Source organism: Arthrobacter sp. NPDC055585, from assembly GCF_053619115.1.
Map to the genome: position 1 here is coordinate 375,073 of NZ_JBSHIT010000002.1, position 26,816 is coordinate 401,888.

28 protein-coding genes are annotated in these 26,816 nt (G+C 66.7%); 7 read left to right on the forward strand and 21 right to left on the reverse strand.

Going from position 1 to position 26,816, the window contains the following annotated elements:
• Nucleotides 1–162: 162 nt before the first annotated feature.
• The 4 genes from ACWGQ2_RS05570 to ACWGQ2_RS05585 form a co-directional block, all read right to left on the reverse strand.
• Nucleotides 163–1,011, reverse strand: a complete 849-nt coding sequence (locus tag ACWGQ2_RS05570; RefSeq protein ID WP_452015121.1) for a 3-hydroxyacyl-CoA dehydrogenase family protein — start codon at nucleotides 1,009–1,011, stop codon at nucleotides 163–165.
• Nucleotides 1,008–1,775 carry an enoyl-CoA hydratase/isomerase family protein gene (locus ACWGQ2_RS05575; RefSeq protein WP_452015123.1) on the reverse strand — a complete coding sequence of 256 codons (768 nt, stop codon included), beginning with the start codon at nucleotides 1,773–1,775 and terminating at the stop codon, nucleotides 1,008–1,010. The genes ACWGQ2_RS05570 and ACWGQ2_RS05575 overlap by 4 nt, the downstream gene beginning before the upstream one ends.
• Nucleotides 1,775–2,986, reverse strand: a complete 1,212-nt coding sequence (locus tag ACWGQ2_RS05580) for a thiolase family protein (protein ID WP_452015125.1) — start codon at nucleotides 2,984–2,986, stop codon at nucleotides 1,775–1,777. The genes ACWGQ2_RS05575 and ACWGQ2_RS05580 overlap by 1 nt, the downstream gene beginning before the upstream one ends.
• Nucleotides 2,987–3,094: 108 nt before the next feature.
• On the reverse strand, nucleotides 3,095–3,424 hold the full coding sequence (locus tag ACWGQ2_RS05585; protein WP_387012761.1) for an antitoxin VbhA family protein: 330 nt from the start codon (nucleotides 3,422–3,424) through the stop codon (nucleotides 3,095–3,097).
• A gap of 94 nt (nucleotides 3,425–3,518) precedes the next feature.
• Between ACWGQ2_RS05585 and ACWGQ2_RS05590 the strand changes: the two genes are divergently transcribed.
• Nucleotides 3,519–3,959, forward strand: a complete 441-nt coding sequence (locus ACWGQ2_RS05590; RefSeq protein ID WP_152226179.1) for a VOC family protein — start codon at nucleotides 3,519–3,521, stop codon at nucleotides 3,957–3,959.
• Here the strand turns inward: ACWGQ2_RS05590 and ACWGQ2_RS05595 are convergent.
• The gene (locus ACWGQ2_RS05595; protein ID WP_400486220.1) at nucleotides 3,952–4,266 is read right to left on the reverse strand and encodes an AzlD domain-containing protein; all 315 of its coding nucleotides are present in this window, start codon (nucleotides 4,264–4,266) and stop codon (nucleotides 3,952–3,954) included. The two genes, ACWGQ2_RS05590 and ACWGQ2_RS05595, sit on opposite strands and share 8 nt — an antisense overlap.
• Nucleotides 4,253–4,939 carry an AzlC family ABC transporter permease gene (locus tag ACWGQ2_RS05600; RefSeq protein ID WP_400486218.1) on the reverse strand — a complete coding sequence of 229 codons (687 nt, stop codon included), beginning with the start codon at nucleotides 4,937–4,939 and terminating at the stop codon, nucleotides 4,253–4,255. The genes ACWGQ2_RS05595 and ACWGQ2_RS05600 overlap by 14 nt, the downstream gene beginning before the upstream one ends.
• Before the next feature lie 68 nt (nucleotides 4,940–5,007).
• On the opposite strand from ACWGQ2_RS05600, the gene ACWGQ2_RS05605 reads away from it, so the two are divergent.
• Complete coding sequence (locus tag ACWGQ2_RS05605; RefSeq protein WP_400486216.1) at nucleotides 5,008–5,562, forward strand: helix-turn-helix domain-containing protein; 555 nt, start codon at nucleotides 5,008–5,010, stop codon at nucleotides 5,560–5,562.
• 55 nt (nucleotides 5,563–5,617) lie between these two features.
• Here the strand turns inward: ACWGQ2_RS05605 and ACWGQ2_RS05610 are convergent, their stop codons facing one another.
• Both ACWGQ2_RS05610 and ACWGQ2_RS05615 read right to left on the reverse strand, forming a co-directional pair.
• Complete coding sequence (locus ACWGQ2_RS05610; RefSeq protein WP_452015129.1) at nucleotides 5,618–6,370, reverse strand: CPBP family intramembrane glutamic endopeptidase; 753 nt, start codon at nucleotides 6,368–6,370, stop codon at nucleotides 5,618–5,620.
• Between the two features lie 45 nt (nucleotides 6,371–6,415).
• Nucleotides 6,416–7,096 carry a TetR/AcrR family transcriptional regulator gene (locus ACWGQ2_RS05615; protein ID WP_452015131.1) on the reverse strand — a complete coding sequence of 227 codons (681 nt, stop codon included), beginning with the start codon at nucleotides 7,094–7,096 and terminating at the stop codon, nucleotides 6,416–6,418.
• A 218-nt stretch (nucleotides 7,097–7,314) separates the two neighbouring features.
• Here ACWGQ2_RS05615 and ACWGQ2_RS05620 point away from each other — a divergent pair, with 218 nt between their 5' ends.
• Nucleotides 7,315–8,244, forward strand: coding sequence for an NAD(P)-dependent alcohol dehydrogenase (locus ACWGQ2_RS05620; RefSeq protein WP_452015133.1), 930 nt, complete (start codon nucleotides 7,315–7,317; stop codon nucleotides 8,242–8,244).
• Nucleotides 8,245–8,258: 14 nt separating this feature from the next.
• Here ACWGQ2_RS05620 and ACWGQ2_RS05625 read toward each other — a convergent pair whose 3' ends face one another.
• From ACWGQ2_RS05625 to ACWGQ2_RS05655, 7 genes are all read right to left on the reverse strand, one after another.
• Nucleotides 8,259–9,128 (reverse strand): NAD(P)H-hydrate dehydratase, encoded by an 870-nt coding sequence (locus tag ACWGQ2_RS05625; protein WP_452015135.1) that lies wholly within the window; start codon nucleotides 9,126–9,128, stop codon nucleotides 8,259–8,261.
• On the reverse strand, nucleotides 9,112–9,837 hold the full coding sequence (locus tag ACWGQ2_RS05630) for a histidine phosphatase family protein (protein ID WP_452015137.1): 726 nt from the start codon (nucleotides 9,835–9,837) through the stop codon (nucleotides 9,112–9,114). Before ACWGQ2_RS05630 ends, ACWGQ2_RS05625 begins: the two co-directional genes overlap by 17 nt.
• A 31-nt stretch (nucleotides 9,838–9,868) precedes the next feature.
• Nucleotides 9,869–11,110: a nitrate/nitrite transporter gene (locus ACWGQ2_RS05635; protein ID WP_452015139.1), complete on the reverse strand. Its 1,242-nt coding sequence runs from the start codon at nucleotides 11,108–11,110 to the stop codon at nucleotides 9,869–9,871.
• Between the two features lie 20 nt (nucleotides 11,111–11,130).
• A complete protein-coding gene (gene narI / locus ACWGQ2_RS05640; RefSeq protein WP_452015366.1) occupies nucleotides 11,131–11,883 on the reverse strand; it encodes a respiratory nitrate reductase subunit gamma in 753 nt (250 codons plus the stop codon).
• A 104-nt stretch (nucleotides 11,884–11,987) separates the two neighbouring features.
• Nucleotides 11,988–12,686, reverse strand: coding sequence for a nitrate reductase molybdenum cofactor assembly chaperone (gene narJ, locus ACWGQ2_RS05645; RefSeq protein WP_452015141.1), 699 nt, complete (start codon nucleotides 12,684–12,686; stop codon nucleotides 11,988–11,990).
• Entirely contained in the window at nucleotides 12,683–14,359 is a 1,677-nt protein-coding gene (gene narH / locus ACWGQ2_RS05650; protein ID WP_452015143.1) for a nitrate reductase subunit beta, read from the reverse strand. The genes narJ and narH overlap by 4 nt, the downstream gene beginning before the upstream one ends.
• A complete protein-coding gene (locus ACWGQ2_RS05655) occupies nucleotides 14,359–18,084 on the reverse strand; it encodes a nitrate reductase subunit alpha (RefSeq protein WP_452015145.1) in 3,726 nt (1,241 codons plus the stop codon). Before ACWGQ2_RS05655 ends, narH begins: the two co-directional genes overlap by 1 nt.
• 126 nt (nucleotides 18,085–18,210) lie before the next feature.
• Here ACWGQ2_RS05655 and ACWGQ2_RS05660 point away from each other — a divergent pair, with 126 nt between their 5' ends.
• From ACWGQ2_RS05660 to ACWGQ2_RS05670, 3 genes are all read left to right on the forward strand, one after another.
• Nucleotides 18,211–19,164, forward strand: coding sequence for a 1,4-dihydroxy-2-naphthoyl-CoA synthase (locus tag ACWGQ2_RS05660; protein ID WP_452015147.1), 954 nt, complete (start codon nucleotides 18,211–18,213; stop codon nucleotides 19,162–19,164).
• Nucleotides 19,165–19,170: 6 nt separating this feature from the next.
• On the forward strand, nucleotides 19,171–20,307 hold the full coding sequence (locus ACWGQ2_RS05665) for an AMP-binding protein (RefSeq protein WP_452015149.1): 1,137 nt from the start codon (nucleotides 19,171–19,173) through the stop codon (nucleotides 20,305–20,307).
• Nucleotides 20,308–20,497: 190 nt separating this feature from the next.
• On the forward strand, nucleotides 20,498–21,382 hold the full coding sequence (locus tag ACWGQ2_RS05670) for a 1,4-dihydroxy-2-naphthoate polyprenyltransferase (RefSeq protein ID WP_452015151.1): 885 nt from the start codon (nucleotides 20,498–20,500) through the stop codon (nucleotides 21,380–21,382).
• Nucleotides 21,383–21,388: 6 nt separating this feature from the next.
• On the opposite strand, the gene ACWGQ2_RS05675 is transcribed toward ACWGQ2_RS05670, so the two are convergent.
• From ACWGQ2_RS05675 to ACWGQ2_RS05695, 5 genes are all read right to left on the reverse strand, one after another.
• Nucleotides 21,389–22,072 carry a response regulator gene (locus ACWGQ2_RS05675; RefSeq protein WP_452015153.1) on the reverse strand — a complete coding sequence of 228 codons (684 nt, stop codon included), beginning with the start codon at nucleotides 22,070–22,072 and terminating at the stop codon, nucleotides 21,389–21,391.
• Nucleotides 22,073–22,100: 28 nt separating this feature from the next.
• Nucleotides 22,101–22,667 carry a sensor histidine kinase gene (locus tag ACWGQ2_RS05680; protein WP_452015155.1) on the reverse strand — a complete coding sequence of 189 codons (567 nt, stop codon included), beginning with the start codon at nucleotides 22,665–22,667 and terminating at the stop codon, nucleotides 22,101–22,103.
• An 8-nt stretch (nucleotides 22,668–22,675) separates the two neighbouring features.
• On the reverse strand, nucleotides 22,676–23,188 hold the full coding sequence (locus ACWGQ2_RS05685; protein WP_452015157.1) for a hypothetical protein: 513 nt from the start codon (nucleotides 23,186–23,188) through the stop codon (nucleotides 22,676–22,678).
• Between the two features lie 63 nt (nucleotides 23,189–23,251).
• Nucleotides 23,252–24,196: a hypothetical protein gene (locus tag ACWGQ2_RS05690; protein WP_452015159.1), complete on the reverse strand. Its 945-nt coding sequence runs from the start codon at nucleotides 24,194–24,196 to the stop codon at nucleotides 23,252–23,254.
• Between the two features lie 205 nt (nucleotides 24,197–24,401).
• Complete coding sequence (locus ACWGQ2_RS05695; RefSeq protein ID WP_452015161.1) at nucleotides 24,402–24,710, reverse strand: DUF4229 domain-containing protein; 309 nt, start codon at nucleotides 24,708–24,710, stop codon at nucleotides 24,402–24,404.
• 125 nt (nucleotides 24,711–24,835) lie between these two features.
• On the opposite strand from ACWGQ2_RS05695, the gene ACWGQ2_RS05700 reads away from it, so the two are divergent.
• On the forward strand, nucleotides 24,836–25,213 hold the full coding sequence (locus tag ACWGQ2_RS05700; protein ID WP_452015163.1) for a PLDc N-terminal domain-containing protein: 378 nt from the start codon (nucleotides 24,836–24,838) through the stop codon (nucleotides 25,211–25,213).
• A 6-nt stretch (nucleotides 25,214–25,219) separates the two neighbouring features.
• Here the strand turns inward: ACWGQ2_RS05700 and ACWGQ2_RS05705 are convergent, their stop codons facing one another.
• Nucleotides 25,220–26,632 (reverse strand): MFS transporter, encoded by a 1,413-nt coding sequence (locus tag ACWGQ2_RS05705; protein WP_452015164.1) that lies wholly within the window; start codon nucleotides 26,630–26,632, stop codon nucleotides 25,220–25,222.
• Between the last annotated feature and the right edge of the window lie 184 nt (nucleotides 26,633–26,816).

The window sequence follows — 26,816 nt, forward strand, 5'->3', positions numbered from 1 at the left end:
ATGCGGGCCGCACCTCCATAAGCGCTTTATCTCCCCAAAGATTTCAGCGGAACCCTCGGTTGGGGAGGTCCGGCAAGGCGGGACACCAAGCGGCTCCTAACGCAGCAGCCCGCATGAGCCGGGCCTTGGGGCCGGGAGCATGCGGGCTGCCGTCTGCGGAAACTAGCTCCAGTCGAAGAAGCCCTTGCCGGACTTACGGCCGAGTTCACCGCGGGCCACCTTGTCCCGCAGGATCTGCGGCGGCTCAAAGCGCGGACCGAGGGTGGAGGCAAGGTACTCGGCGATGCCCAGGCGCACGTCCAGTCCCACAATGTCCGTGGTCTTCAGCGGACCGGTGGGGTGCTTGTAACCCAGGACCATGGCGGCGTCGATGTCTTCGGCAGAGGCCACTCCCTCTTCGACCATGCGCATGGCCTCAAGGGCGATCGCCACACCCAGGCGGGAGCTGGCGAAGCCCGGGGCGTCATTGACGACGACGGGTGTCTTGCCGAGGTCTGCCACCCAGGTCCGGGCGGCGGACGCAAGCTCCTCTGAGGTCTCCTTGCCCAGGACAACCTCGATCAGCGTGGAAGCCGGAACCGGGTTGAAGAAGTGCAGGCCGCAGAACCGCTCGGGGCGCTGCAGCTTCTCTGCCAGCTCAGAAACGGACAGCGAGGAGGTGTTCGACGCGAGCCAGGCATCGGCGTCGAGCTGTTCCTCCACAGCTGTCAGGGCGGTGGCCTTGAGGGAGAAGTCTTCCGGAACCGCTTCGACCACTAGGCCGGAACCGGCGAAATCGGCGTAGTCGGTGGACACGCTCAGGCGGGCCGTCAGCGCTTCGAGGGTCTCTTCCGTGGTGCCGCGCTCAACGCTCTTGGCGAGGTTGCCGGCTACGCGCTCGTAGGCGGCCTTCGCTGCGTCATCGTCGCGCTCGACGACGACGACGGACGCGCCGGCGGTGCAGAAGGCGTGGGCGATGCCGGCCCCCATGCGGCCGCCGCCGAGGACACCAACCTTGGAGGGAACTGTCATTTCTTTTTCTTCCTTTCCAGGAAAGCCTGCATACGGTCGAACTTCGCCTCGGACTCGAAGAGGATGCCCTGGGCGAGGGTGTCGATCACGGGGTGCGCCTCGGCGGGCGCAGCGAACACGGACTTGGTGATGCGTACGGCCAGAGGGTCCTGCTTGGCGATCCGGTCGGCCAGCGCATTGGCGGCCGTGAGCAGGTCAGCTGCCTCATGGACCTCGGCGACCAGGCGGGCGGCCAGGGCTTCCTCGGCATTCAGGATCCGGCCGGCAAGAAGGATTTCCTTGGCCAGCGGTTCTCCGACGAGTTCCTTCAGGCGCCAGGTGGCTCCGGCCGCAGCCATGATGCCCAGCGACGTTTCCGGGTTGCCGATCTTCACCGACGGCGTGGCAATCCGGAAATCGGCGGCGAAGGCCAGCTCCGCTCCCCCGCCCAGCGCGAAGCCGTCCAGCGCGGCGATAACCGGCATGGGCAGCTTGGCAATGCGGTGGAAGATGGTGGAATTGATTCCGCGCAGGGCGTCCTCGCGGCGGCGCTCGCGCAGCTGCGCAATGTCCGCGCCCGAGGCGAAAATACCGTTGGAGCCGGAGAGGATCAGGATCTTCGGGTTGTGTTCGAGTTCTGCGCACAGGGCGTGCAGTTCATCGACCATGGCCTGGTCGATGGCGTTGCGGACCTCGGGCCGGTTCAGGACCGCGGAGATGCGGTCTTCTCCGATGGTGACCTTAAGCGTGGTGAAGTGCGCGGAGACTTCCGCGAAGTCCTGCACTACACGGCCTCGATCAGCATGGCGGTTCCCTGCCCGACGCCGACGCACATCGTGGCGATGCCGTGCGAGGCGCCTTCACGTTCCATCCGGCCCAGCAGGGTGATGGCGATGCGGGAGCCGGAGGAGCCGAGCGGGTGGCCGAGCGCGATGGCGCCGCCGTCGTTGTTCACGATGCCCTCGTCGACGCCGAGGCGGCGGATGCAGGCCAGGGACTGCGTGGCGAAAGCTTCGTTGAGCTCGAAGGCGCCAACCTGGTCCAGGCTGATGCTGCTGCGCTGCAGGACCTTCTGCGTGGCCGGGACCGGGCCGATGCCCATGATTTCCGGCGGGACACCGGCGGAGGCGCCGTCTACGATCCGGGCGCGGGCGGTCAGCCCGTATTCCTTGATGGCGCGCTCGGAGGCGATGATGATCGCCGAGGCGCCGTCGTTCAGGGAGCTGGCGTTGCCTGCGGTGACGATTCCGCCGGGCTTGACCACCGGGCGCAGCTTGGACAGGACTTCCAGGGTGGTGCCTTCGCGGGGCCCTTCATCGGTGTCAACAACCGTGTCGCCCTTGCGGCCCTTGACAGTGACGGGAACGATTTCGTCCTTGAAGCGTCCGGCAGCGATGGCAGCCAGGGCGTTTTCGTGGGAGCGGACGGCGAACGCGTCGGCGTCTTCACGCGAGATGCTGTCTGTGGAGGCCAGTTCTTCGGCGGTTTCCGGCATCGAGTAGGTCATCTTCCCGTCGCGGGAGAGATCGCCGGAGACGAAGCGCTCGTTGGCGAAGCGCCAGCCGATCGAGGTGTCGAAGGTGTCTCCGGGCTTGGCGAAGGCCTTGGTCGGCTTCTCGGTTACCCAGGGAGCACGGCTCATGGACTCAGTGCCGCCGGCGATGACGATGTCCGCGGCGCCTGCCTTGATCATGTGCGAGGCCATGATGATCGCGGAGAGGCCCGAGGCGCAAAGGCGGTTCACGGTGATGCCCGGGACGGTGTCCGGGAACCCTGCCAGGAGGGCAGCCATGCGTGCCACGTTGCGGTTTTCTTCGCCTGCACCGTTGGCATTGCCGAGGATGACTTCGTCCACGACGGCGGGGTCCAGGCCTTCGCGGGCTACGAGTTCACGCAGTGTCAGTGCTGCGAGGTCATCGGGACGGACGCTGGACAGCGCACCTCCGTAGCGGCCCACCGGGGTCCGCACTCCGCCAACGAGAAAAGCCTCAGCCATGTCTGCTCCCAAAGAGTTGCCAGTTCGCCGCCGGGCTTCGCTGCCCGCACGGCTGCCGGATTTACCGACCAATCGTTCTATAAACAATCGCAGAACAGGCAGGGGCGGTCAAACACGTGACGGTTCTTCCGGGGCATTCGGGTAACGCAGCCGCATACGACGCCGATACTCCGTAAGGTCGATTTCGCCCCCGATCTCCGCCACAAGGTCCGCTACGTCCCGCCGGTCCGGAGCAGTCCATCCCGCACACCAGACGGCAGCACAGGCCTCCCGCACAGCAGTGGCCTCGCGCTGCGGCAGGTTCCGAAAAAGCGCCGGCCACCTCAGAAGGGCGTCCAAGCCTGCAGGAATGGGCTTTGGTGCCATCCAGTTGGGCTGCATGCCCTGCAGCCGCAGCATTGCGTCGTCGTGGAACTCAAGCATCATTCCCCCTGCCATATGTGCCGCCCAGTCTAGGGGCAGGCCCGATTCCGGACGGCACTTGTCCGCATTATGAAGGCCGCACGGCCGAAGCTGCTCTAGGTTTGGCCCTATGGCTTACGACATCCAGATCTGCATCGACTGCAAGAACGCCCACGACCAGGCCGACTGGTGGGCGGAAACCCTCGGCTGGCCGGTCGAGGAAACCAACCAGGACTTCATCGACGAAATGCTCGCGAAGGGCTTTGCCTCCCCGGATGACGTCATTGACCACAACGGAACCCGAATGTGGGCGGCCGGATCAGCGGTCCTGCAGCCGGTTCCGCCGGGATCCCCGGTGACTCCCATGCGCATCCTGTTCCAGCCGGTTCCGGAGCCCAAGACGGTCAAGGACCGGATCCACCTGGACATCCGGCTCTCTGGCGAGGACATCAACGCCACCCGCGCAGCCCTTGAAGCCCGCGGCGCCACGTTCCTCTGGGAGGCCAGCCAGGGTCCGCATCTCTGGTACACGATGGCCGACCCGGAGGGCAACGAGTTCTGCATCAGCTAAGCTGCCGCAGCACGCAGGCCGTGCCTCCTGCGACCAGGAGAACCACAATCAGGGGCAGCCGCAACACCGCGGCGCCAGCACCAGCCAGCACGCCGGCGATCCTCTGCCAATCTGCCGGCTGCTGTCCGTCGTACAGGGTCGAGGTGACGGCGACGCCGGCGAGCACCACTCCGATTGCTGCATCAGCCGTTCGGTCGGCAGCTTCGGACAAGGCGTCCCGCGGCCCCAGAGCCACTCCGGCCAGGCGCACCAGGTAGGTAGCACCGGCCAGGACTGCACAAGCAACCAGCACCTCAGCGTCCACCATGACGTCCTCCCACAGGAAGCATCAGCAGAGCGAGGGCTGCCAACGCCACCATGGGAGCTGCCCCGCCGGGAACCAGCGGGGCAGCGGCCGCGGCAATCACTGCCCCGCCGGCGACGGTCACCGCCGTGCGCCGGTCCCGCAGGTTCCCAAGAAGCATGACCAGGAGGACGGCGGGGAATACCGCGTCCAGCCCCAGCACCGCAGGGTCGGCGACCACATGCCCAAGAACTGTTCCCAAGCCGGCGCCAAGGGGCCACGCGCACAGGACCGCTCCGCCTAAGCCCCAAAAGGCCCTCCGCTGTGCGCTCAGGCCGTCCGCCCTCGAGGCGTAGGCAACGGTCTCATCATTGATCAGGTGCGCCCCTGCCAGACGTGCCCACCCCGACCCGAGGTACCGGGAGGCAGCAAATCCGTATACACCGTTTCGCAAATTGACGACCAGCGCTCCCAATGCAGCAGCCAAGGGCGATACCTCCGCTATAAGGCCTCCCACGAACAGCAGTTCGGCTGAGGCAGCCAGCACGGTGACGGCAAGCGCCACCGTCAGCCACGGGGGAAATCCCGCCTGGACGGCGAGGGCACCATAAGAGACCCCGACGACCAGCACGGCCGCTGCTATAGACCATGATTCGGCGGCGCTCCACACCGGTTTGCTTATTCTGAATGAACTCATGTTCATTATAATGAACACAGCACCTAACCATCGTCAACGTCCTGCAGGCAGTTTCGTATAGTGAACGGATGGCAGATCCCGAACTTCAACAGCGCATCGGAGCAGCAGTCCGAAGGGAACGGCTCCGCGCCGGCTGGAGCGCAGCCGAGCTGGCTCGGCGGGCTGGCATCTCCAAGGGGAACGTGTCCCAACTCGAATCGGGTACGGGCAACCCGACCGTGGAGACTCTGTGGGCGCTTAGTGATGCACTCGGCCTCCCGTTCTCTTCGCTGGTGGACCCCGGGGCCGCCGGACCTGTCCTGGTCAGGGCAGACGCCGCGCAGGAGGTTCCCGCCACGTCGGCCAACTACAACGCATCGCTGCTCTCCGCATGCCCTCCCGGAGCACGCCGGGACATATACCTGGTTAAGGCCGAACCCGGTGAGGCAAAGCGGTCCGCGCCACACCAACCGGGCACCGTCGAGCACGTGGTCCTCATCGCCGGATCCGCCGCCGTCGGCCCGGACACGGAAACCGTACTGCTGCAGCCGGGCGACTATCTGGCGTACCGCGGTGACGCACCGCACGTTTTTCACGCCAAGGAGCCCGGTACAGCGGCGATCATTGTGTCCGAGCTCCGCTGACCGTTCGGACTTATTCCCTGAACCGGGCTGTGACAGCAGCCAGGCACCGGCGTTACTACTGCAGCAGCTCCGCCGGCACAGCGTAGGTCAGGACCACGGCCAGCAGGTTCTTCGCCGCGTGCACAAAGTAGGACAGCATGAAGTTATTTCCTGCCCAGACGTAGACTCCCACCAGCACAGCTCCCATGGCCAGGTACGGCACCAGCACGGCCAGGGAGAACTCAGACTCCCCCAGCACGTGGATGCCGGAGAAGACAAGCACGGAGAGTAGGCTGCACACCCAGATATTCACCCGCCGCGACAGCTTTCCAATCAGCAGGTGGCGGTAGATGTACTCCTCCACAAACGGGGCAAGCACTACGAAAAGCGGCACGATCAGCCACGGGGACACCGACGTCATCAGGTCCTGTGCCGCAACTTGGTTCACTGCGGTTTCCGGCGGGCCGGTCAGGAGTACCAGGATCATCGTGGCGACCAGCATCGCGATGATGGACAGCGGAATCACGCCCAGCGTGAGCCAGGGCCGCGTCGCCAGGATCCTGGTTTCGCGCACCACGTACTCCCGGGCGGCAACCAGTGCGAGGATTCCGGCGATCAGGTAGAACGTGAAGTTCACGGCGTACGACGCCGTTACCGGGTCCGTGATCACGGCGGTCACCGCGAGCGCCACCGGCGTCAGGCTCAGCAGCAGCATCGCACCGACATAGAAGGCCAGGGCCGCGCCGTCGGTCTTGGTGAAGCGGTAGGACAGCGGCGCTTCCTGCAGGACAGTGCGGCGTGATTGGGCCGGGAGGTCAGGTGTTGCCATCAATCCACACTATCGGCCAGGCCGCGCGCAGGCATCAGCCGCCTGCTATTCCGCAGCCAACTCGCGCTCACGGGTCAGGAGCCCTTCCAGCCCGTCCAGGATGATCCCAAGGCCAAACCCGAACTCATCTCCGAAGGCATAGCCCGGCTGCATCACCCGATATATGGCCGTTTCGGCGAGATACGGCAGTTCGGACGGAGCGAAGGACCGCGCCATTGCCTCCACCACCTCGGGGTCTGAGTCCGGAGTACCGACCGGCAGGCCCGCTTCCTGCAGCGCGAATCCGTAGATATAGCTGTCCAGCAGTGCGTATGCATGCCCTGCTCCTTCAATGCTGAACCCGGCTTTCCGCAGCACACGCAGCACAGCATTGTGGTGCTCCAAGGTTGCAGCACCAGGAGACGTGCGCGTTTCCAGCAGCCCGACCGACCACGGATGCCTGCCGAGGGCGCTCCGCAGGGATGCAGCCCGGCGCTCCATCTCCTCGCGCCACGGCCCGTCGGAGGGGAGCTCAACTTCCGCGAAGACGAGGTCTACCAGGCCGTCCAGGATTTCCTCCTTGTTGGCCACGTGGTGATAGAGGGACATGGGCTTGACCCCCAGTGCCTGCGCGAGGGAACGCATGGTGAGCGCACCCAGCCCGCCTTCGTCGGCGAGTCCAGCCGCGCGGCGGAGCACCAATTCACGGGTCAGCGGCGGGCGGGAGGAATCCGGTTGTTCTTTCATTTCCGCCAACTCTACCGCTCCCGTACTAAGTAAGGTAGGTTCTCCCTTACTTAGTACGGTTTACGGACTGCAGCACGGAAGGACACCTTATGTTTGGAATCAGTTCCCGCCCTCCGCTTGACCGGCCCAAACCGGACCAGCCCGCCGGACTGCCTGCGCACATGCCGGCCATCGTTCAGAGCGGCTACGGCGGGCCGGAAGTCCTCAGCCTGCAAACAATGCCTCTTCCCCACATCACGGACAAAGAGGTTCTCGTGCAGGTGTATGCCGCCGGACTCGCCAGGGGAACCTGGCACGTCATGACGGGCAGGCCGTACCTGCTGCGGGCGTTCTTCGGTATCCGCAGTCCGCGCCGGTCCGTAGCAGGGCTGAACCTTGGCGGGATCGTGGCCGCCGTCGGAGCCTCAGTCACACGGTTTCAGCCCGGAGACCGGGTCTACGGAATCGGAAAAGGCACTTTCGCCGGCTACGCGGCAGCGCCCGAACATAAACTGGCCCCGATGCCGGCAGGGCTGGATTTCGAACAGGCCGCCGTGGTTCCGGTTTCCGGGCTGACCGCCCTACAGGCGGTGGCAGACGTCGCGAAGGTCTCCGGCGGGCAGCGGGTCCTCATTACCGGTGCCTCCGGCGGCGTAGGCAGCCTCGCTGTGCAGCTTGCGGTTGCCGCCGGAGCAGAGGTTACCGGTTCCTGTTCCGCGGCCAAGGCGGGTTTTGTTCGCGAACTCGGGGCAAGCCGCGTGCTGGACTACCGGTCGGAGGACTTCGCTGCGTCAGCGGAGACCTACGACGCGATCATCGATCTTGCCGGTAATCCTCCGCTGGCCAAGCTTCGGCGGGCCCTGAAACCGGGCGGAACCGCCGCACTGGTGGGCGGCGAGGAGGGCGGCAGGGTGACCGGAGGAATGATCGAGCGCCAGTTGGCCGGGGGTGTCCTCTCCCTGCTTGACCGGGGCCGCCGGCGGTTCAGGAATGTTCTTGCGAAGGAGAGCGGTGTGGAACTTCAGCGGCTGAACGGCCTGCTTGAATCCGGTGCAGTTAAGCCGCCTATTGACAGCCGGTTCCCCCTCGCCGACGCCCGGGCTGCCATGGACCGTCTCGAGTCCGGCATGGTTCAGGGCTCCATCGTCCTGACCGTCCGGCAGGATTAGCGGAGGGTACGGCTCTAGACCGTCAGTTCCGTCATCACGGAGGGCATGGCCTCGAGCAGTTCGCTCGCCAGGAAACTCAGCGGTCCCTTCGAGGAAGAGAGCCTGTCCCCCGCGGCGGCGTGCAGGTAGGTTCCCCAGCAGGCAGCCTGGTCCGGGGATGCTCCGCGGGCCAGGAATCCTGCCACGGCTCCGGCCAGGACGTCTCCGCTGCCGGAGGTTGCCAGGCCCGGGTTGCCGGCCGGGATCTCCCAGGCACGTCCGTCCGATGCGGTGATCCGTCCCTTGCTGGTGACCACAGCACCGTAGCGGCGGGCAATTTCCAGGGCAGCGGCGTCGGCGTCCTCCACCTCCCCGGTGTCCAGCAGGCGAGCGGCTTCGGTCTTGTTGGGTGTGAGCACCAGCCTGCCGGAGAGCACCTCCCTCAGTTCGGGCAGCCCTGGCAGGACACCCAGGGCGTAGGCATCCAGCACCAATGATGCGTCCTGGGGAATCCGGGAGCTGATGCTGCGCAGCAGGTCCGCAGTGTCCTCCGCGTTGTCCAGCCCCGGCCCCACCACCAGGACGTCAGCGGTTTCCAGATCGGTGCCCAGCGCGTCGGCGGCAGCTTTGCCGTTGATGCGCCCGCCGTTTTCCGGAAGCCCGACCGTGCCGCACTCGGGAAGCGAGACCGCGGAGGCGACGGCGGCCGCTTCGGCCACGGCCAGGGTCAGCCGGCCGGCGCCGGCACGCAGCGCTGTCCGGCCGGTAAGAATCGCGGCACCCGGCGTCCGGCGGGCACCGCCGACCACCAGGACCGTCCCGCGGTCGTCCTTGCCTTCAGCGTCGCGGGATACCTGCCAGGAGCGCAGCAGTGCAGGGGTGACCAGCTCAGCGCGGGTGGACATTTTCATCTCCTGCATGCTCGGTGACCGGGGCGCCGCCCGCGGCCAGATGGTCTACGCCGTTGAAGGCTGCCACGTTCCAGAAACCGGTGCCGGAGGGACGCACCAGACGGGTAATTGACCCGTTGCGCACGCTGTTCGCTGAGGCGATGTCCAGCAGTTCGGCTTCCAGCAGGCCTTCACAGACGTAGCGCAGCAGCAGGATCACCGCGTCGTGGCAGACCACCGCCACGCGGTGCCCGTCCTCGGCGTCGTCGAGGTCCCTCAGCAGCGAGCGCAGCCGAAGTGCGACGTCCGCCCAGGACTCCCCGCCCGGCGGACGGTAGGCGAATTTCCCCAGCCACTGTTTGCGTTCGGCTTCCACCGGATAGCGCACAGCGACCCCGCGGGAAGTCAGCAGGTCAAGGATGCCCAGTTCCCGGTCCCGCAGCCGCTCGTCCACCCGGAACGGGGACAGACCAGCCAGCTCAGCTGTCTGCCGGGCCCGCAGGTACGGCGAACACCAGACGGAGTCCGGCCGCTCTTCGCCGGGCAGGGACGCCAGCCAGGCGCCCAGCGCCATCGCCTGCCGTTCCCCGTCGCCGCTGAGCGGTACGTCCGGGTCGCGGAGCCCGACGTCGATCACCTCGGCGCCGGTGCGCTGGGCGTGGGTCGCGGCGACGTTGCCGGCGCTCTCGCCGTGACGGATGAGGATCAGCTCTGTTGCACCCATCGTCCGACTCTACTCCGGACCCGCTTCGGGCCTAGGCCTGAGGCTGCGAAGCGAGCCGTTCGTCGGTTCTTCCGCCGTTGCGCACCGTGAAGGTCAGCAGCAGGGCCAGCGCGGCGAAGACGGCCAGCAGGGTGAGGCCCACAAAGTAGCTGGAGTTCTCGGCGTCGTAGGTTGCCCCCATGACCAGCGGCGGGAAGTAGCCGCCCAGCCCTCCGGCGGCGGCAATGATCCCGCCGACGGTGCCCACGTCCTTCGGCGGGGCGGCCCGCCCCACCCAGGCGAAGACTCCTCCGGTACCCAGCCCCAGGAACAGCGCCATAAGCAGGAACGCGGTGCCGTAGACCCGCTCCTGGCTGGGCTGGAAAGCCACCACCATGGCCAGGACCACGGTTCCTGCGAAGGACACCAGGGTCACGATCTTGGGGCCGATCCGGTCCGCGATCGTTCCCCCGATCGGCCGGGCGATCACCGCGGCGACGGCGAAGCCTGCCGTCCGGGTGCCGGCGTCGGTGGCGTCCCAGTTATAGACGTTGCCCAGATAGGTGGGCAGGTAGTTGGAGAACGCCACGAACGCGCCGAACACAATGCCGTAAAGGAAGCACAGCTGCCAGGTGGCTTTCAGCGTGAACGCGTGCCGGATCTTGGGCAGCGTCGGTTCGGTGGGCCGGCTCCAGGCCGGGGATTCCCGGAGCACCAGCCAGCTGATCACGGCCATCAGCGCCACCACCCCGGCAATGATCAGGTGGGCATTGAAATACCCGACGCCGGCCACCAGCCGGGGCGTGAAGAACGCGGATACCGCGGTACCCACCATTCCGGCTCCGAAGACCCCGGTGGCGAACCCTTTCCGGCTGCGGTCATACCAGGCGGAGCAGAACGGAATCCCGATCGCGAAGACGGTGCCGGCGATGCCGAGGAAAAAGGCGACGATGATCAGCAGCGCGTAGCTGCCGGATTCACCGGCGAGCGCGGTGAGCAGGACCAGCGGCGCTGTCACGCCCAGGACCAGCGTGAACATGCGCCGCCCGCCGTACCGGTCGGTCCAGGCGCCCACCGGAATCCGGGCCAGGGAACCCACCAGGATGGGCATGGCCACCAGGATGGAGGCCTGGGAAGGATTCAGGTCCAGGGACTGGGTGTAGCGGGCGGAGAGCGGACCGATGATGGTCCAGGCCCAGAAGCCCACGGTGGAGGCCACGGTGGCCGTGATCAGGTTCAGCAGCTGCCCCGATTTCAGGTCCGGGGCGGCAGATGCGGATGGTGCCGATGCCATGGCTGTCCTCTCCGTGGTCCTTACTGCGGCGGAACGCCCCTGCGGTCCCGGTCCGGGGTGCCGACCGGAGCCCAGCCGCGTCGCGGCGGCACCGCCCCGGGAGCCTTCCGCTTCCCGCGGGAGCGGTACACGATATACGGGCGGAAGATGTACTGCAGCGGTGCGGTGAACGCGTGCACCAGCCGGGTGAAGGGCCAGATCGCGAACAGCGCCAGTCCCCACAGGGTGTGGATCTTGAAGGACAGACTCGCGGCGGTCATCCCCGCGATGTCCGGCTGGAAGATGAAAATGGACCGGAACCACGGCGAGACGGTTTCGCGGTAGTCGGTGATGTTCGGATCGAACACTGAAATCAGGGTGGTCGCCAGCCCGGCGAACAGCGCCGCAACCAGGACGATGTACATCAGCTTGTCATTGCGGGTAGTCGCCATAAAGACCGGGCCGGTGGTCCGCCGCCGGTAGATCAGCATGACCACACCCACCATGGTTCCAATACCGGCAATGAGCCCGATCCCCAGGGCCATGGCGTGGTAGAGACCTTCGGAAATGCCCGCTTCCTTGGTCCAGGACTGCGGGATGACCAGTCCGATGAAGTGCCCGGCGATGACCGCCAGGATGCCGAAGTGGAACAGCGGGGAGGCGATGCGCAGGATGCGGGCCTCGTAGAGCTGGGAGGAGCGGGTGGTCCAGCCGAACTGGTCGTACCGGTACCGCCAGATCGATCCCAGCACCAGGACGGCGATCACCACGTAGGGCAGCACGCCCCAGAGCATGACGTCCCCCAGGGTGACCTGGACGTTCTCCGGCGGAGCGACGTCGGCCGGCAGGGAGGCCGGCAGTGCGGCCGGAAAGTCGGCGGGCAGCATCCCGGTGCTTCTCATGGCCGGTTCCTTTCGGACAGGGGCAGCAGCCGGGAGCTGTACGGTTCAAGCCCCACTGTCTCGGTGGGCGGGCCGTAGCCGGCCGTGCGCATCACCGTCTGTGCGTCTTCCGGCGAGACCCCGGGGAGGGAGGAACAGACCAGGGCCAGCACATGGGTGTGGGGCAGGCCGGCATCCCGCAGCGCCAGCCGCAGCAGTTCAAGGGACGGGCGGTAGCGCTGGAGCAGCTCGTAGCCGTCTGCCGGGGACACCTTGGCCGCGAACTCCAGGACCAGGGGAAGATAGTCCGGCAGCTCCGTGCCCTCAGGGAGCAATCCGTGCTCCCGGTAAACCTCCTTGAAACCGGCCAGCGCCTGGCCCCGCCGCCGCGTGTCACCGTCAGTCCAGTACGTCAGGTGCAGGCTGTGCCGTTTGGAAAGGTCGAACTCCTGGACGTAACCGCTCTGCAGGGCCGGCAGCGGCCGGGCGGCAAACCAGGAAAACAGCTCCTCCATGCCTTCGGTCAGTGCTCCGGCTTCGTCCAGCGCGGTGCGCAGCAGCGGCAGCGAGGCCAGCAGGTCCTCATCCGGGTACTGCAGCAGCAGCGAAGCTACCTGGCGGACGACGGCGCTGCGCCGGGGATTGCTGTCCGCGTAGGCTTCCGGGGCCATGGTCCCCTTGCCGGGTTTGCCCAGCAGCTTCTCCAGCAGGCTCATCGCCGCTCGCCCCCGTTGCCCTGCCCGGGCGGGAAGAGCCCGCGCGGGGATCCCCGGCCGTCCCAGTTCAGCAGGTTCACGCGCCCGGCCATGTCCCGGTTTCCGGCCGGATCGTCCCCCTGCTGCCGCGCTTCCAGAGCCGCGAAGTTTTCCACGGCCACCGGCATCGGCCGTCCCGATGCTTCACCGAATACCCCGGTCTGGCCCATGCCCGGCCCGCCGTCGGTGTCCAGGGAGCAGCCAATTTCTTCCAGGTTGTGGGCGTCCTCCAGATGGGCGCTCGGAATGACGTACCGCTCCTCGTACTTGGCCACGGCCATCAGGCGGTACATCCGGACGATCGATTCGCCGGTCATGCCCACGTCCGTGGCAATCGATTCGTCCGGGGCGTCGCCGAGGGTGATGCTGCGCATGTAGGCGCGCATGGCAGCCAGTTTTCGCAGCACCGCCGTCACCAGGTCCGCGTCTCCCGCGGTGAACAGTTCCGCAAGGTATTCAACCGGGATGCGCAGCGCCTCAATGGCACCAAACAGGTTGGAGGCGTCCTCGCCGTCGTGCCCCTGTTCCTTGAGCACATCCACGATCGGGGACAGCGGAGGCACATACCAGACCATCGGCATGGTCCGGTATTCAGGATGCAGCGGCAGCGCCACGCGCAGTTCCTTGGCCAGGGCGTACACCGGTGACCGGCGGGCTGCGTCCAGCCAGTCCTCGGGGATGCCTTCGGCCCGGGCAGCGGCGATGACTTCCGGATCGTTCGGATCCATCATCAGGTCCAGCTGGGCCTCGTACAGGTCCTGCTCGTTGGGCGTGGCCGCCGCTTCGGTGACACGGTCGGCGTCGTACAGGAAAATGCCGATGTACCGCAGCCGGCCCACGCAGGTCTCCGCGCAAACGGTGGGCAGCCCCACTTCGATCCGGGGATAGCAGAACGTGCACTTCTCCGCCTTGCCGGAACGGTGGTTGAAGTACATCTTCTTGTACGGGCAGCCGGTAACGCACTGCCGCCAGCCGCGGCAGCGGTCCTGGTCCACCAGCACAATCCCGTCTTCCTCCCGCTTGTAGATGGCACCGGAGGGGCAGGAGGCCATGCAGGACGGGTTGAGGCAGTGTTCGCAGATCCGCGGCAGGTAGAACATGAACGTCTGGTCGAACTCAAACTTGACCTTCTCCTCGGCGTCCCGGCGGAGCTTCTCCACCACCGGGTCCTGCTGCGCCCGCTCCGGGGCGCCGCCCAGATTGTCATCCCAGTTCGCCGACCACTCGATCTTCATGTTCTGCCCGGTAATGAGGGACTTGGGCCGGGCCACCGGGAAATCATTCCCGGCAGGTGCCTGGATGAGGTTCTCATAGTCGTAGGTCCAAGGTTCGTAGTAGTCGCTGAGCTCGGGTTGCACCGGGGAGGCGAAGAGGCCAAAGAGCTTCGCGGCCCGGCCGCCGGACTTCAGCTTGAGGTTCCCGCGCCGGTTCACTTCCCATCCGCCGCGCCATTTCTCCTGGTCCTCCCAGCGCCGCGGATACCCCTGGCCGGGCCGGGTCTCAACGTTGTTGAACCACACGTATTCAGTACCGGCCCTGTTGGTCCAGGCCTGCTTGCAGGTCACCGAACAGGTGTGGCAGCCAATGCACTTGTCCAGTGCCATGACCATTGCCGTCTGCGCCATGATCCTCATCAGAAATTCACCTCCTGCGAGCGCCGGCGGACTACGGAGACTATGTCCCGCTGGTTGCCCGTGGGGCCCAGGTAGTTGAAGGCCCAGGACAGCTGGGCGTAGCCGCCGATCATGTGGCTGGGTTTGACCAGGATCCGCGTGACGGAGTTGTGGATTCCGCCGCGCCGCCCGGTCGCCTCGGACTTGGGGGTATCGATAATGCGTTCCTGTGCGTGGTGGACGTACACCACTCCGGCGGGCATCCGGCTGGAGACGATGGCCCGGCCCACCAGCACCCCGTTGGTGTTCACGCATTCCACCCAGTCGTTGTCCGCGACCTGGATCAGCTCTGCGTCCTGCGGGCTCATCCACACTGCTGTGCCGCCGCGGGAGAGCGAGAGCATAAAGAGGTTGTCCTGGTATTCGGAGTGGATGGACCATTTGTTGTGCGGGGTCAGGTACCGCACCGCCACGGACAGCTCGCCCCGGGTGCCAAGCTGGGGTTCACCGAAAAGCCGGTGCATGTCCAGCGGCGGCCGGAACACCGGCAGCGCCTCCCCCATGTCCCGGATCCAGTCGTGGTCCAGGAAGAAGTGCATCCGCCCGGTGAGGGTGTGGAAGGGCTTGAGCCGTTCAATGTTGATGGTGAACGGGGCGTAGCGCCTGCCGCCGGACTCCGAACCGGACCATTCCGGGGAGGTGATCACCGGCGTCGGGCGGTCCTGGGTGTCGCGGAAGGTGATGAGCTTGTCTTCCGCGCCGACCGCCAGGTCAGCCAGCGGTGTGCCGGTGCGCTGTTCCAGAGTTTCGAAGCCCTGGACCGCCAGTTCCCCGTTGGTGGTGCCGGAGAAGAGCAGGATTGCCTCGGCCATCCGGGCGTCGGTGTCCACCGCCGGCCTGCCGCGGGCGGCACCGGAATCGAAGACACCGTGTTTCTGCGCCAGCTGCCGCACCTGCTTGTCCACCTTGTAGGTGACGTATTTGGTGGTGAAGCCCAGCTTTTCCGCCAGCGGGCCCATGGCCGTGAACTTGTCCGCGATGGCCGTGTAATCCCGTTCGACGACGGCGAGGCTGGGCATGTTCTTCCCCGGCACCGCCGGAATGTCCGTGCCTTTCCAGTCCGGGGCGTGGCCGCCGGGCTGGGCGATCTCCCCCGGGGTGTCGTGGGTGAGGGCGGTGGCCACCAGGTCGTTCCGGACGCCCAGGTGGGCGGCAGCCTGCCGGGAGAACTCCACGGAGAGCAGCCGGAAGAGCTCGAAGTCCGATTTCGCTTCCCAGGGTGCGGGGATTGCCGGGGTGAAAGCGTGCACGTACGGGTGCATGTCTGTGGAGGAGAGGTCGTATTTCTCGTACCAGGTGGCGGCCGGGAACACGACGTCGGAAAGCAGGGTGGAGCTGGTCATCCGGAAGTCAGCGGAGACCAGCAGGTCGAGTTTGCCCTGCGGGGCTTCTTCCCGCCACACCACGTCCTTCGGCCGGGCATCCCCGTGGTCCGTGCCCAGCACGTTGTTCAGCGTGCCGAGCAGGTGTTTCTGGAAGTACTCCTCGCCCTTGGCCGAGGAGCCGAGCAGGTTGGACCGCCAGAGGATGAGGGTGCGCGGCCAGTTCTCCGGAGCGTCAATGTCCTCTACCGCGAAACGCAGCTGCCCTTCCTTCAGCCGGTCTGCCACCCAGCGGGCCGGTGTTTCGGCTTCCCCGCGTTCGACGCCGGCCGCCGCCTCGTCTGCCACATCCAGGGAGTTCTTCGCGTCGAACTGCGGGAAGAACGGCATCCAGCCCATCCGGGTTGACTTGGCAATCACGTCCGCCGAGTGCATGCCGCGCAGATGGCCCTCGGCCAGCGGGGACTGCACGCCGTCCGTGGAGTAGCCGTCGGAGCGGAACTGGTCCGTGTGCATGTACCAGAACGCGGTGCCGATCATAAAGCGCGGCGGCCGGTTCCAGTCCCCTGCCGAGGCCATGGCGGCCCAGCCGGTGATGGGCCGGCACTTCTCCTGGCCCACGTAGTGCGCCCAGCCGCCGCCATTGCGTCCCTCGCAGCCGCAGAGCATCAGCATGGCCAGGATCGCCCGGTAGGTCACGTCCCCGTGGTACCACTGGCAGATCCCGGCACCGAGGATGATCATGGACCGGCCACGGGACTTTTCAGCGTTGGCCGCGAAGTCCCGGGCGGTGCGGATCACAGCCGAGGGTTTGACGGAGGTCAGCTCCTCCTGCCAGGCCGGTGTGTAGGCGGTGGCGGCGTCGTCGTACCCGGAAGCCCAGTCGCCGGGCAGCCCGTCCCGGCCCACCCCGTACTGGGCCAGCATCAGGTCAAAGACCGTGGTGACCTTCTTCCCGGCGACCTGCGCCACCGGCACGCCGCGGTGCACCACGGTCCCGGTGCCGGAGGGATCGGAGAACACCGGCAGGTCCACCCCGGATGTGGTCCCGGTCCAACCGGCGGCGTCACCCAGGGACAGAGCGGGCACCACACCCCCAAGATCCAGGTTCCATTTGCCGGCGTCGGCGTCGTTGTACCGAAAGCCCAGCGATCCGTTGGGCACTACCGGAGCGCCGGAGGCCCGGTCCAGCAGCACAGTCTTGAACGCGGCGTCGGCGGCCGAACCCTCTCCGCCACCCAGGTCCTGGGCGGTGAGGAACTTTCCCGGCACGGTGGTGCCGTCCGGTCCGTCCACCAGGGTGACCAGGAACGGCAGGTCCGTGTACTGCAGCACGTAGTCCTCGAAGAACGGCACCCGCCGGTCCACGAAGTTCTCCTTGAGGATCACGTGCCCCATCGCCATCGCCATGGCGGCATCGGATCCGGCCTGGACCGGCAGCCACTCGTCGGCGAATTTGGTGTTGTCCGCGTAGTCCGGGCTGACGGAGACCACTTTGGTGCCGCGGTAGCGTCCTTCCACCATCCAGTGCGCGTCCGGGGTGCGGGTCACGGGAATGTTGGAGCCCCACATCATCAGGTAGGTCGCGTCCCACCAGTCCCCGGATTCCGGCACGTCCGTCTGGTCACCGAAGACCTGCGGGGAGGCGACGGGCAGGTCCGCGTACCAGTCATAGAAGCTGTTCATCACCCCGCCGATCAGGTTGATGAACCGTGCCCCCGCAGCGTGGGAGACCATGGACATCGCCGGGATCGGGGAGAACCCGGTGCAGCGGTCCGGGCCGAAGTTCTTGATCGTGGCAACGTGCGCGGCCGCGGTCATTTCCAGGGCTTCCTGCCAGCTGGACCGCACCAGCCCGCCCTTGCCGCGCGCCTGCTGCCAGGTGCGGCGCTTCTCGGGATCTGCAATGAGTGCTTCCCACGCCAGCACCGGATCGCCGCCCGAAGAACGCTTCGCGTCCCGGTACATTTCCAGCAGAACGCCGCGGATATAGGGGTAGCGGACCCGGGTGGGCGAGTAGGTGTACCAGGAGAAGGCAGCGCCGCGCGGGCAGCCGCGGGGTTCGTACTCGGGCCGGTCCGGGCCGACGGTGGGATAGTCGGTTTCCTGCGCTTCCCAGGTGATGATCCCGTCCTTGACGTAGACCTTCCAGGAACAGGATCCGGTGCAGTTCACGCCGTGCGTGGAGCGCACCACCTTGTCGTGGCTCCAGCGGTTCCGGTAGAAGGCATCACCCTTCCGTCCGCCTTCGCGGAAAACCGCCCGGCCGTCGGCGGTTTCATCCCAGCGGGTGAAGAACCTGCCGAGTTTGAGGAGTGCGTCTGATGCGGGGCCGTCTGTCCCCGTAGCGGAGCTGCTAGCCATTTTTACAAGCTACGCGCCGGTCTCCGGGACCAACAGCATGCAGGCTGATTCCCGTCCGGCGCAGGCGAAGATGCCGCCGCTGCCCTCCCCGAAGGGCGGGTTTTCAGGCCGCGATAAACTCGATCCGTGAGCACACAACTTCCCGAGCAGGTCTCTGACATCTTCGATCCCATGCAGTGGAGGGTGGTTGGCGGCTTCGACGACTTCACTGACATGACGTACCACCGTCAGGTGGAGCGCGACGCCGACGGCGCCGTCGTGCGCGACCTGCCTACCGTGCGGATTGCCTTCAACCGCCCGGAGGTTCGCAACGCGTTCCGCCCCGGCACCGTGGACGAGCTGTACCGCGCCATGGACCATGCCCGCATGACACCCGACGTCGCCACCGTCCTGCTCACCGGCAACGGCCCCTCCCCCAAGGACGGCGGCCACTCCTTCTGCTCCGGCGGCGACCAGCGCATCCGCGGCCGCGACGGCTACCGGTATGCAGACGGCGAGACCCAGGAAACCATCGACCCGGCCCGCGCCGGGCGGCTGCACATCCTGGAAGTCCAGCGCCTGATGCGCACCATGCCCAAGGTGGTCATCGCCGTCGTCAACGGCTGGGCAGCCGGCGGCGGGCACAGCCTGCACGTGGTGGCAGACCTGACCATCGCCTCCCGCCAGCACGGCAAGTTCAAGCAAACCGACGCCACCGTGGGCAGCTTCGACGCAGGCTACGGTTCGGCGCTGCTGGCCCGGCAGATCGGCCAGAAGCGTGCGCGGGAAATCTTCTTCCTGGCCCGTGAATACTCCGCCGAGGACATGGTGGCCATGGGTGCCGTCAACGAAGCGGTGGATCACGAGAACCTCGAAAAGGTTGCGCTTGAATACGCCGCGGACATTGCCCGGCAGTCCCCGCAGGCCATCCGGATGCTCAAGTTCGCTTTCAACCTGGCCGACGACGGCCTGGCCGGCCAGCAGGTCTTCGCCGGCGAAGCCACCCGCCTGGCCTACATGACGGATGAGGCGGTGGAGGGCAAGGAAGCGTTCCTGGCGAAACGGGATCCGGATTGGTCCAACTTCCCCTACTACTTCTAGGACGTCATGGAACTGCTTCCCGTCCACACACCGGCCGGCTTCAACGCCGGAGACCTGCTGCCGCCCCTGGCCGCGGCGCTGGCCGGGGAAGGCCCCGCCGTCGCCCCGCACGCCGACCCGGCGCAGACCTTCACCGGAGAACTGACCAATGACGACGTCGCGCTGGTGATCAGCACCTCCGGGTCCACCGGCACACCCAAGCAGACCATGCTCAGCACGGATGCGCTCGCAGCCTCCTCCATGGCCACCGCGATGCACCTCGGCAGGGACGGCCAGTGGCTGCTGGCCCTGCCCGTCCATTACATTGCCGGGGTCCAGGTGCTGGTGCGCTCCCTCTACGCCGGAACCGAACCGGTGCTGATGAACACCGGCGTACCGTTCAGCCCCGAAGCGTTTACCACTGCCGCACAGGCGATGACGGACCGGACCCGGCTGACGTCCCTGGTGCCCACCCAGCTGCACCGGCTCCTCACCGATCCGGCTCCGGACACGCTTGCCGTGCTGCGCCGCTTCGACACGATCCTGCTCGGCGGCGCGGCCGCCAGCCCGGCGCTGCTGGCGCAGGCGAAGGAGTCCGGGCTGAAGGTGGTGCGCACCTACGGCATGAGCGAGACCGCCGGCGGCTGCGTGTACGACGGCGTTCCACTGCCCGGCGTCGAGGTCCAGGAATACGAGGGCCGGCTCTGGATTGCCGGGGACATGCTGGCCGACGGCTATCTGGGTGCTCCTGAGCTAAGCGCTGAGCGGTTTGCATTCCACTCCGGCAAGCGCTGGTTCCGCACCGATGACACCGGTTCGGTGTCCGCAGACGGCATCGTCTCGGTCTCCGGACGGCTGGACGACGTGATTGTCACCGGCGGTGTGAAGGTTTCCGGTGCCGCGGTGGCTGCCGCTGCGGAGCAGCTTCCCGAGGTGCATCAGGCCGTGGCGATGGGGCTGGAAGACGCGGAGTGGGGCGCCGTGGTGGGCATCGTCGTCGTCGGCTCGGTGGACACCGGCCGGCTGCGCAGCGCCGTCCGCTCCGCGCTGGGTGCTCCTGCCGTGCCGAAGGTCGTGGTGGAACTTGAGCGTCTTCCCCTGCTGCCGGGTGGCAAGACCGACAGGATTGCCGTCCGCCGGCTGCTGTCTGCCGCCCGCGGCTAACACCCCTCTCACCCCCGTCGAGAGGCCAGTTACGGCTCTTTTGAGCGCTGGGAAGAGCCGTAACTGGCCTTTCGACGCGCGGACGGGGCGTTTTCGCACTCGCGGCGGCGGTGCGGGAGAATGAAGCTGGCCGGCAGGCCGGTTCCTGCCGTAGAGCATCAGCCCAAAGCTAACGAAGAAGGAATTGACTGTGGCCACAGCGGCGCAATGGTTCGAGGGGGCACGGCCCCGGACACTTCCGATGGCGGTTGCTCCGGTGATTATCGGTTCCGCGGCCGCCTTTGACCTCGGGTCCTTCCACTGGCTTAACGCACTGCTGGCCGCCGTCGTAGCGATCCTGCTGCAGGTGGGCGTGAACTACGCGAACGACTACTCCGACGGCGTACGCGGCACGGATGACAACCGGGTTGGCCCGCTGCGGCTCACCGGTTCCGGTGCGGCTCCCGCCAAGTCGGTGAAGTACGCCGCGTTCCTGTGCTTCGGGCTGGCGATGGCTGCCGGCCTTGCCCTGGTGATCCTCTCCCAGGCCTGGTTCCTGCTGCTGGTGGGCGTGGGCTGCATTGCAGCAGCATGGGGCTACACCGGAGGCCGGAACCCCTACGGCTACCTGGGCCTTGGCGACGTCTTTGTCTTCGTCTTCTTTGGCCTCGTAGCCACGCTGGGCACCACCTACACGCAGGCCGGCCAGGTGAATGCCGCCGCGTGGATCGGAGCCGTCTCCACCGGACTCATTGCCACCGCACTGCTGATGGCCAACAACGTCCGGGACATCCCCACCGACCGGGAGTCAGGCAAACGCACCCTTGCGGTTCGCCTGGGCGACGACGCCGCCCGCATCAGTTACGTCATGATGCTGGCACTGGCGCTGCTGCTTCCGCTGCTGCTGGTGGGCGACTATCCCTGGGTGCTGCTGGTCCTGCTGCTGCTGCCCGCGTGCCTGATGCCGAGCTGGCTGATGCTCAAGGGCAAAAAGCGCCGCAGCCTGATCCCTGTCCTCAAGCAGACCGGGCTGATCAACCTTGGCTTCAGCGTGATCTATGGTCTGTCACTGGTACTGACCCGGCTGCTGGCCTAGCTAATCTCAGCTGCCCAGCAGACGGCGCTCGTGGGCAAAGGAGACCAGCTGGATCCGGGTGCGCAGGTCCAGCTTGTCCAGCACATTTCTCAGGTGGGACTTCACGGTCGCTTCGGAGACAAACAGGCTCTGCGCGATCTCCTGGTTACTCAGTCCCTTGGCAGCAAGCAGGAAAACATCGCGTTCCCGCGCTGAAAGCACCTCAAGCACGGAAAGGTCCGGTTCCCGGGGCGGTGCGCTGCGGGCCGCGTGCTCGAACAGGGAGTGAATGGACCCCGGCGCGATCACCGAGTATCCCGTGTGGACTGTCCGGATCGATGCGAGGAGGAACTCCGGCTCGGCGCTCTTGAGCAGGTACCCGCTGGCGCCGGCCTGGACGGCCTGGACAACAGCCTGGTCACGGTTGAACGTGGTCAGCGCGATGATTCTGGGGGGTTCCGATCCGGCGCTTTGAGCTTCCGCGACGATCCGGCGGGTGGCCTCCACACCGTCCAGGACGGGCATCCGCAGGTCCATCAGGATCACGTCGGGGCGCTGTTCAGCGGCCAGCTGGGCCGCCTGCAGTCCTTCACCGGCTTCCCAGCGAAAGACCATGTCCTGCTGGCTCTCCACCAGCATGCGGATGCCGGCGAGGAAGAGCGGCTGGTCATCGACCAGAGCTACCGAGATCCGGGTATCCGGCTCAGGCATTCCTGGGTTTCTTCCTGCCCTGCGCCGCTCAGTGCCGGCCCGTGGTTTCCCCGGATCCGGCAACCGACTTGGCGCCTTCGGGGACAATTCTTGCGCCCGGCCGGTTGTCTGCGGCCCCATATGGCAGGAAAAGTGTCACCCGAAACTGCTCGCCGTCCGGGAGGGCCGTGAGCCAGCCACCGGCGAGGTGTGCCCGCTCCTGCATTCCGGGGATTCCGCGGCCCGGCCGCTGCTCCTGTGTGCCTTCCGGTGTGCGGGGATGCTCTGTCAGGTCTGATACTGCGAGGAGGGTCAGGCCCGGACCATTCCAGTCAAAGTGGAGCCGAACCGCCGTTCCGCGCCCGCCGTGCTTGAGCACATTGGTCAGGCGTTCCTGGACAATCCGGAACACCGCCAGCTGCTGGCCGCTGGAGAGTTCCCTGGGCTCTCCCGAGGTCCCCTCATCGATGTCCAGGCTGCTGCGCATACCGTCTATCAGGCCGGTGATGTCTTCAAGCTGGGGCTGCGGTGTCCTCAGTCCGTCATCCTCGGCTCCCTCGATCACCCGCTGGGCGTCCACGAGGGCGCTGCGTGCAGAGCCGGCGATGGTCTCCAAAGCCCGGATCAGCCTGCAGCCATCAGGAGCAGCAGGGAGAACAGCTGCGGACCAAAAGCGGTGAGCGTTGCCCGGTCTCCCCCATTCACCGATGGGAACCAGCCCACGCCTGCCCCGTACCGGTGGGAGAGCAGCAGAAAAGCCATTCCCGCAGCGAACACGGTGTTGGCGGCGAACGCGATGATCCGCATCCGCCGTGAACCGGTCCAGGCGATCAGCGCCAGCGACAAAAATGCACCAACGTAGATGGCCCAGTGGCCGGATTCCATGGGCGGCACCAGCCGCAGCAGCTGGCCGGCCAGCAGCAGCGCAGTCAGCGACAGGGAGACCAGAGGCCAGAGGGCCGCAACCCCGATCGCAGCCGTGATGAAGGCCAGGGGCACGGCACCGGTCCAGTATTTGGGGAGCAGGCTGGCCGCGGGACCAAAACGGCCCGCATGCTCCGCACACCACAGGACAAAGAAGACGGCGGCGGCACCGGGAGCCGCCCAGCGCCGTGCGCTGGAAAGGATGGTTTGCATAGCTGCAACCCTAGCTATGTTTAGGGGCCCAAAATGGGCGAATTCTCCCATCCGGCCGCCAATTCAAACCCCAGGCGTACCAGATTCATCCTGCGGGCCAGCCTGGTACGCATTTACCAGGGCGCAGGCGCGTCCGGCCGTCACGGCGTCCGGCATCGAAATAACGTACTTCTGCCTGGAACCGGCGGTCAGGACCAGCGCCGGGCCGCTGCGCACAATGAACCCCGTGCCGGCTGCGCTGATGCGGTATCCCCAGCCGCCGTAGTCCAGTGCCTGAATGTCCTGCACGGTCGCGCGGGTAATCTCACGGTGCGCAAGCGGCATCAGTTTCCAGAGCCCGCCCGCCAAAACCCGCACCCCGGCGTCGTCAATTACTGCCTTGCCCGAACAGAAGATCCATAGCAGGGCCGCGGCAGGAATTCCCAGCAGCGCCAGCGCCGGATGGATGAATACCAGGCTTAGGGCAACCACCGCTCCCGTGCCCGGGCTGACCAGCCACATAATCGGCCCCATTGAGACCTTGATGATGAGGCTTTCCCTGCCGGCAGCGGCCCGGCGCGCATCGGCGGCCAGGGATGAATCCCCGCTGGCTGCGGCGGCTTCGGCTGCCTGGGTGTCCGGGCTGGGCGTCCGGTCCACCTCCGAGGGACGGTACAGCCAGCCACAAAGGCCGCCGGCAACGCAGCCGGCGACGGCGCCCGCCCAGACCAGTGGAGCATAAATCTCCGCGCGGGAGGCGTCAGAGAGCCCGATCTGTCCGGCGACGACGGCGGCGGCCAGGCCCGTCATCAGGGTCCCGAGAGCGATTCCGAAGCCAACACCGATGCGGGCAAGAAGGGCGGAGTAGCCGCGGAGCAGTACTGACAACCCGGCGATGACGGCACCGGAGCCTCCACAGGCCAGCACGGCGACTGCTGCCATGCCCCACAGGGACGAGTAGCCGTCCACGCCGTCAGGACCCCAATGGCTGGCGAGACGCTCAGGGAGGCTGCCGGAAACCATGGCCATCCACGCGCTGCTGCGGCCAGTCCCAGGGTCAGAGGTCCGGCAGTTACGCCAATAGCCCAGCGCCGGTTATAGGCATTCCCGCGCTGCGCTGCATCGTTCCTGAGTTCTGTCTTCCCCACTATGCCCTCCCCCTGCGGCCCGGCAGCGCTGCCGGGCAAGACTGTCCGTTGACCCTAACAGGCGGGCCGGGAAGGCAGGTGCGGCGTCAGCTCTCGCGGGGCTTGCGGTCGGCGTCGATCGTGACGTCAGGGTTGGCGTCGTGCAGGGAGTCCTCCGCGGCGGAGTCGTCCAGCTCGGCGCGGTTCCGGGAGGGCGGTGTCTTTTCGCTGAAGCGGCTCTGCAGGCCTACGGCCGCGGCATCCCGCATATCCCGGAAGAACAGGTAGGTCACGCACCAGGCCAGGATGGCAGAGACAATGGCGGACAGCACCAGTCCCAGCTGCAGGAACATTCCGGCAACGAAGAAGACGGCCACCAGACCAAGGCGGAGAGCGGTAAATTTCCAGAAAGCCACGTGCCCATTCTACGGGCACAGCCCGGACCGGTTTCCCAGCCTGCTCCGGGAACGGAATATCGCGGATTAGATGCCTTTGGAAACTATTCAGGCTGCGATCAGCTGCCTCCACTACACTTGGGGGCATGCCCCGCTTCGTACTCCTCAGCGTCATCGTAGTCGCAGCCGTAATCATCTACGCCGTCATCGACTGCCTTATGTCCCGGGCCCATGAAGTGCGGAGCATCTCCAAACCCTTCTGGATTGCCGTAATCGTTCTCCTGCCGGTGCTCGGTGCAATCCTGTGGTTCCTGTTTGGCCGCCCGGGCCGCGGCCCTGAGCCGAAGCCGCGCACCCAGCGCCGCCCAACCGCTCCGGACGACGATCCTGAGTTCCTCCGCAACCTGGAGATCCGCCGCCGGCAGCAGGCCAAGGAAGAAGAGCTGAAGCGCCGTGAGCAGGAAATAGCGGACCGCGAGAAGCGCACCAAGCAGAACGACGACGAGAAGCCCAGCAGCAGCTAACCACCTTTAGCGGGAAGGCCCGTCCGGTGTGGTGGTGGTGCGGGTGCGGATCGGCTTGGTGCGGCTTCCCAGGGACGGGACGTTGAGGGCGGAGACAGCGACGCCGCAGATTACCAGCGCCGCCCAACCCCACCCGCCCACATCGCGGTAGGCGGACGCGAAGTCCGGCGACGCCGCGGACAGGATTGTGCCCACCGCCGCGATGCCGAAGAGCTGGCCGGTCTGCTTCGACGTCGAGAACAGCGACGAAGCCAGGCCCGCCTCCGAGTCGGGAAGCGATGCGAGCTCCTCCACGCTGAGCGGATCGTTGAGCAGTCCGTACCCGAATCCGAAGATGATGAACGCCGCCGCGACCACCCACAGCGAGCCGTCCGACCACAGCAGCAGCATCACCGAACCGAGTGCCATGACCACTCCGCCCGCCACCAGGTCCTGACCAGCCCGCCCGGCCGCGACGATCCGCCCGGACAGCTGGGCGGAAGCGAGAGCGGCGATCGCGAGCGGCAGCAGGAAGATGCCCGCCTCCAGCGCGCTCTCCCCGCGAATCGAGCGCAGATACTGCGGGGCGACATAGAAGAATCCTGCGGCGGCGGCGAAGCCGATGACCGAGGTGAGCGAGGCCCGGACGAAAGGGCGGTCGGCGAAGAGCCGGAGCGGGATCAGGGGATCCGGCCGGCGCCGGGCACGCAGCAGCCCGACGGTGAGGAGCACAGCCGCGGCCCCGAGCACGATCAGGATAGGCGCCGAAGTCCAGCCAAGCTGCGTGCCCTCGATCAAAGCGAAGGCCAGCGCAGCGAGGAACCCGGACAGCAGGATCTGCCCGACGGCATCGAACGGCTGCGGCGAAGGGTTGCGTGACTCCTTGACGGAGATCGTCACCAGAATCAGGCCGATCAGGGCGACCGGGACGCTCATCCAGAACACGCCGCGCCATCCGAAGTACTCGCTGAGGACGCCACCGATGAAGGGTCCGGCGGCCAGGGCGACACCGCCAATCGCGGCCCACCATGCGATCGCGCGGACCCGCACCGCGGTGTTGCTCGACCGGGCCGAGACGGCGGCGAGCCCCGACGAGGCGAGCATGGCTGCGCCGACCGCCTGCACCACCCGGCCGGCGATGAGCACGGCGACATCGGGACTCAGCGCGCAGACTAGGGAGCCGATCAGAATGACGGCGAGTCCGGCGATCAGGATGCGGCGGCGGCCGAGCCGGTCGGCTGTGTTGCCCGCCGCTGTCAGGAGGCACGCGAAAGCTAGGACGTAGACTCCTACCGTCCACTGCAGCAACGTCATCGAGGCGCCGAACTCCCTCGCAATGTCGGGAAGGACGATGCTCACGATCGAGCCGTTGACCGTCAGGACGAACTGCGCGATGCAGCAGGCGCTCAGCGCGATGATGGCTTTGCCCGCTGGCTTCATGAGGGACCAGACGTGTCGACCCGGACGAGTGCTGCTCGCCGGCTGTACCCTGCGCGGTGACTCATTGGCCCAGTCTGGCACCGTTCAGGGCGCTTGCGGAGTGGCTCCGGCGCAAAAGCCCGCGTGCCTAACCACGTTCCGCAGCCCCACGACATCGGCCGAGAGATCCGCCCCAAGCCGCACC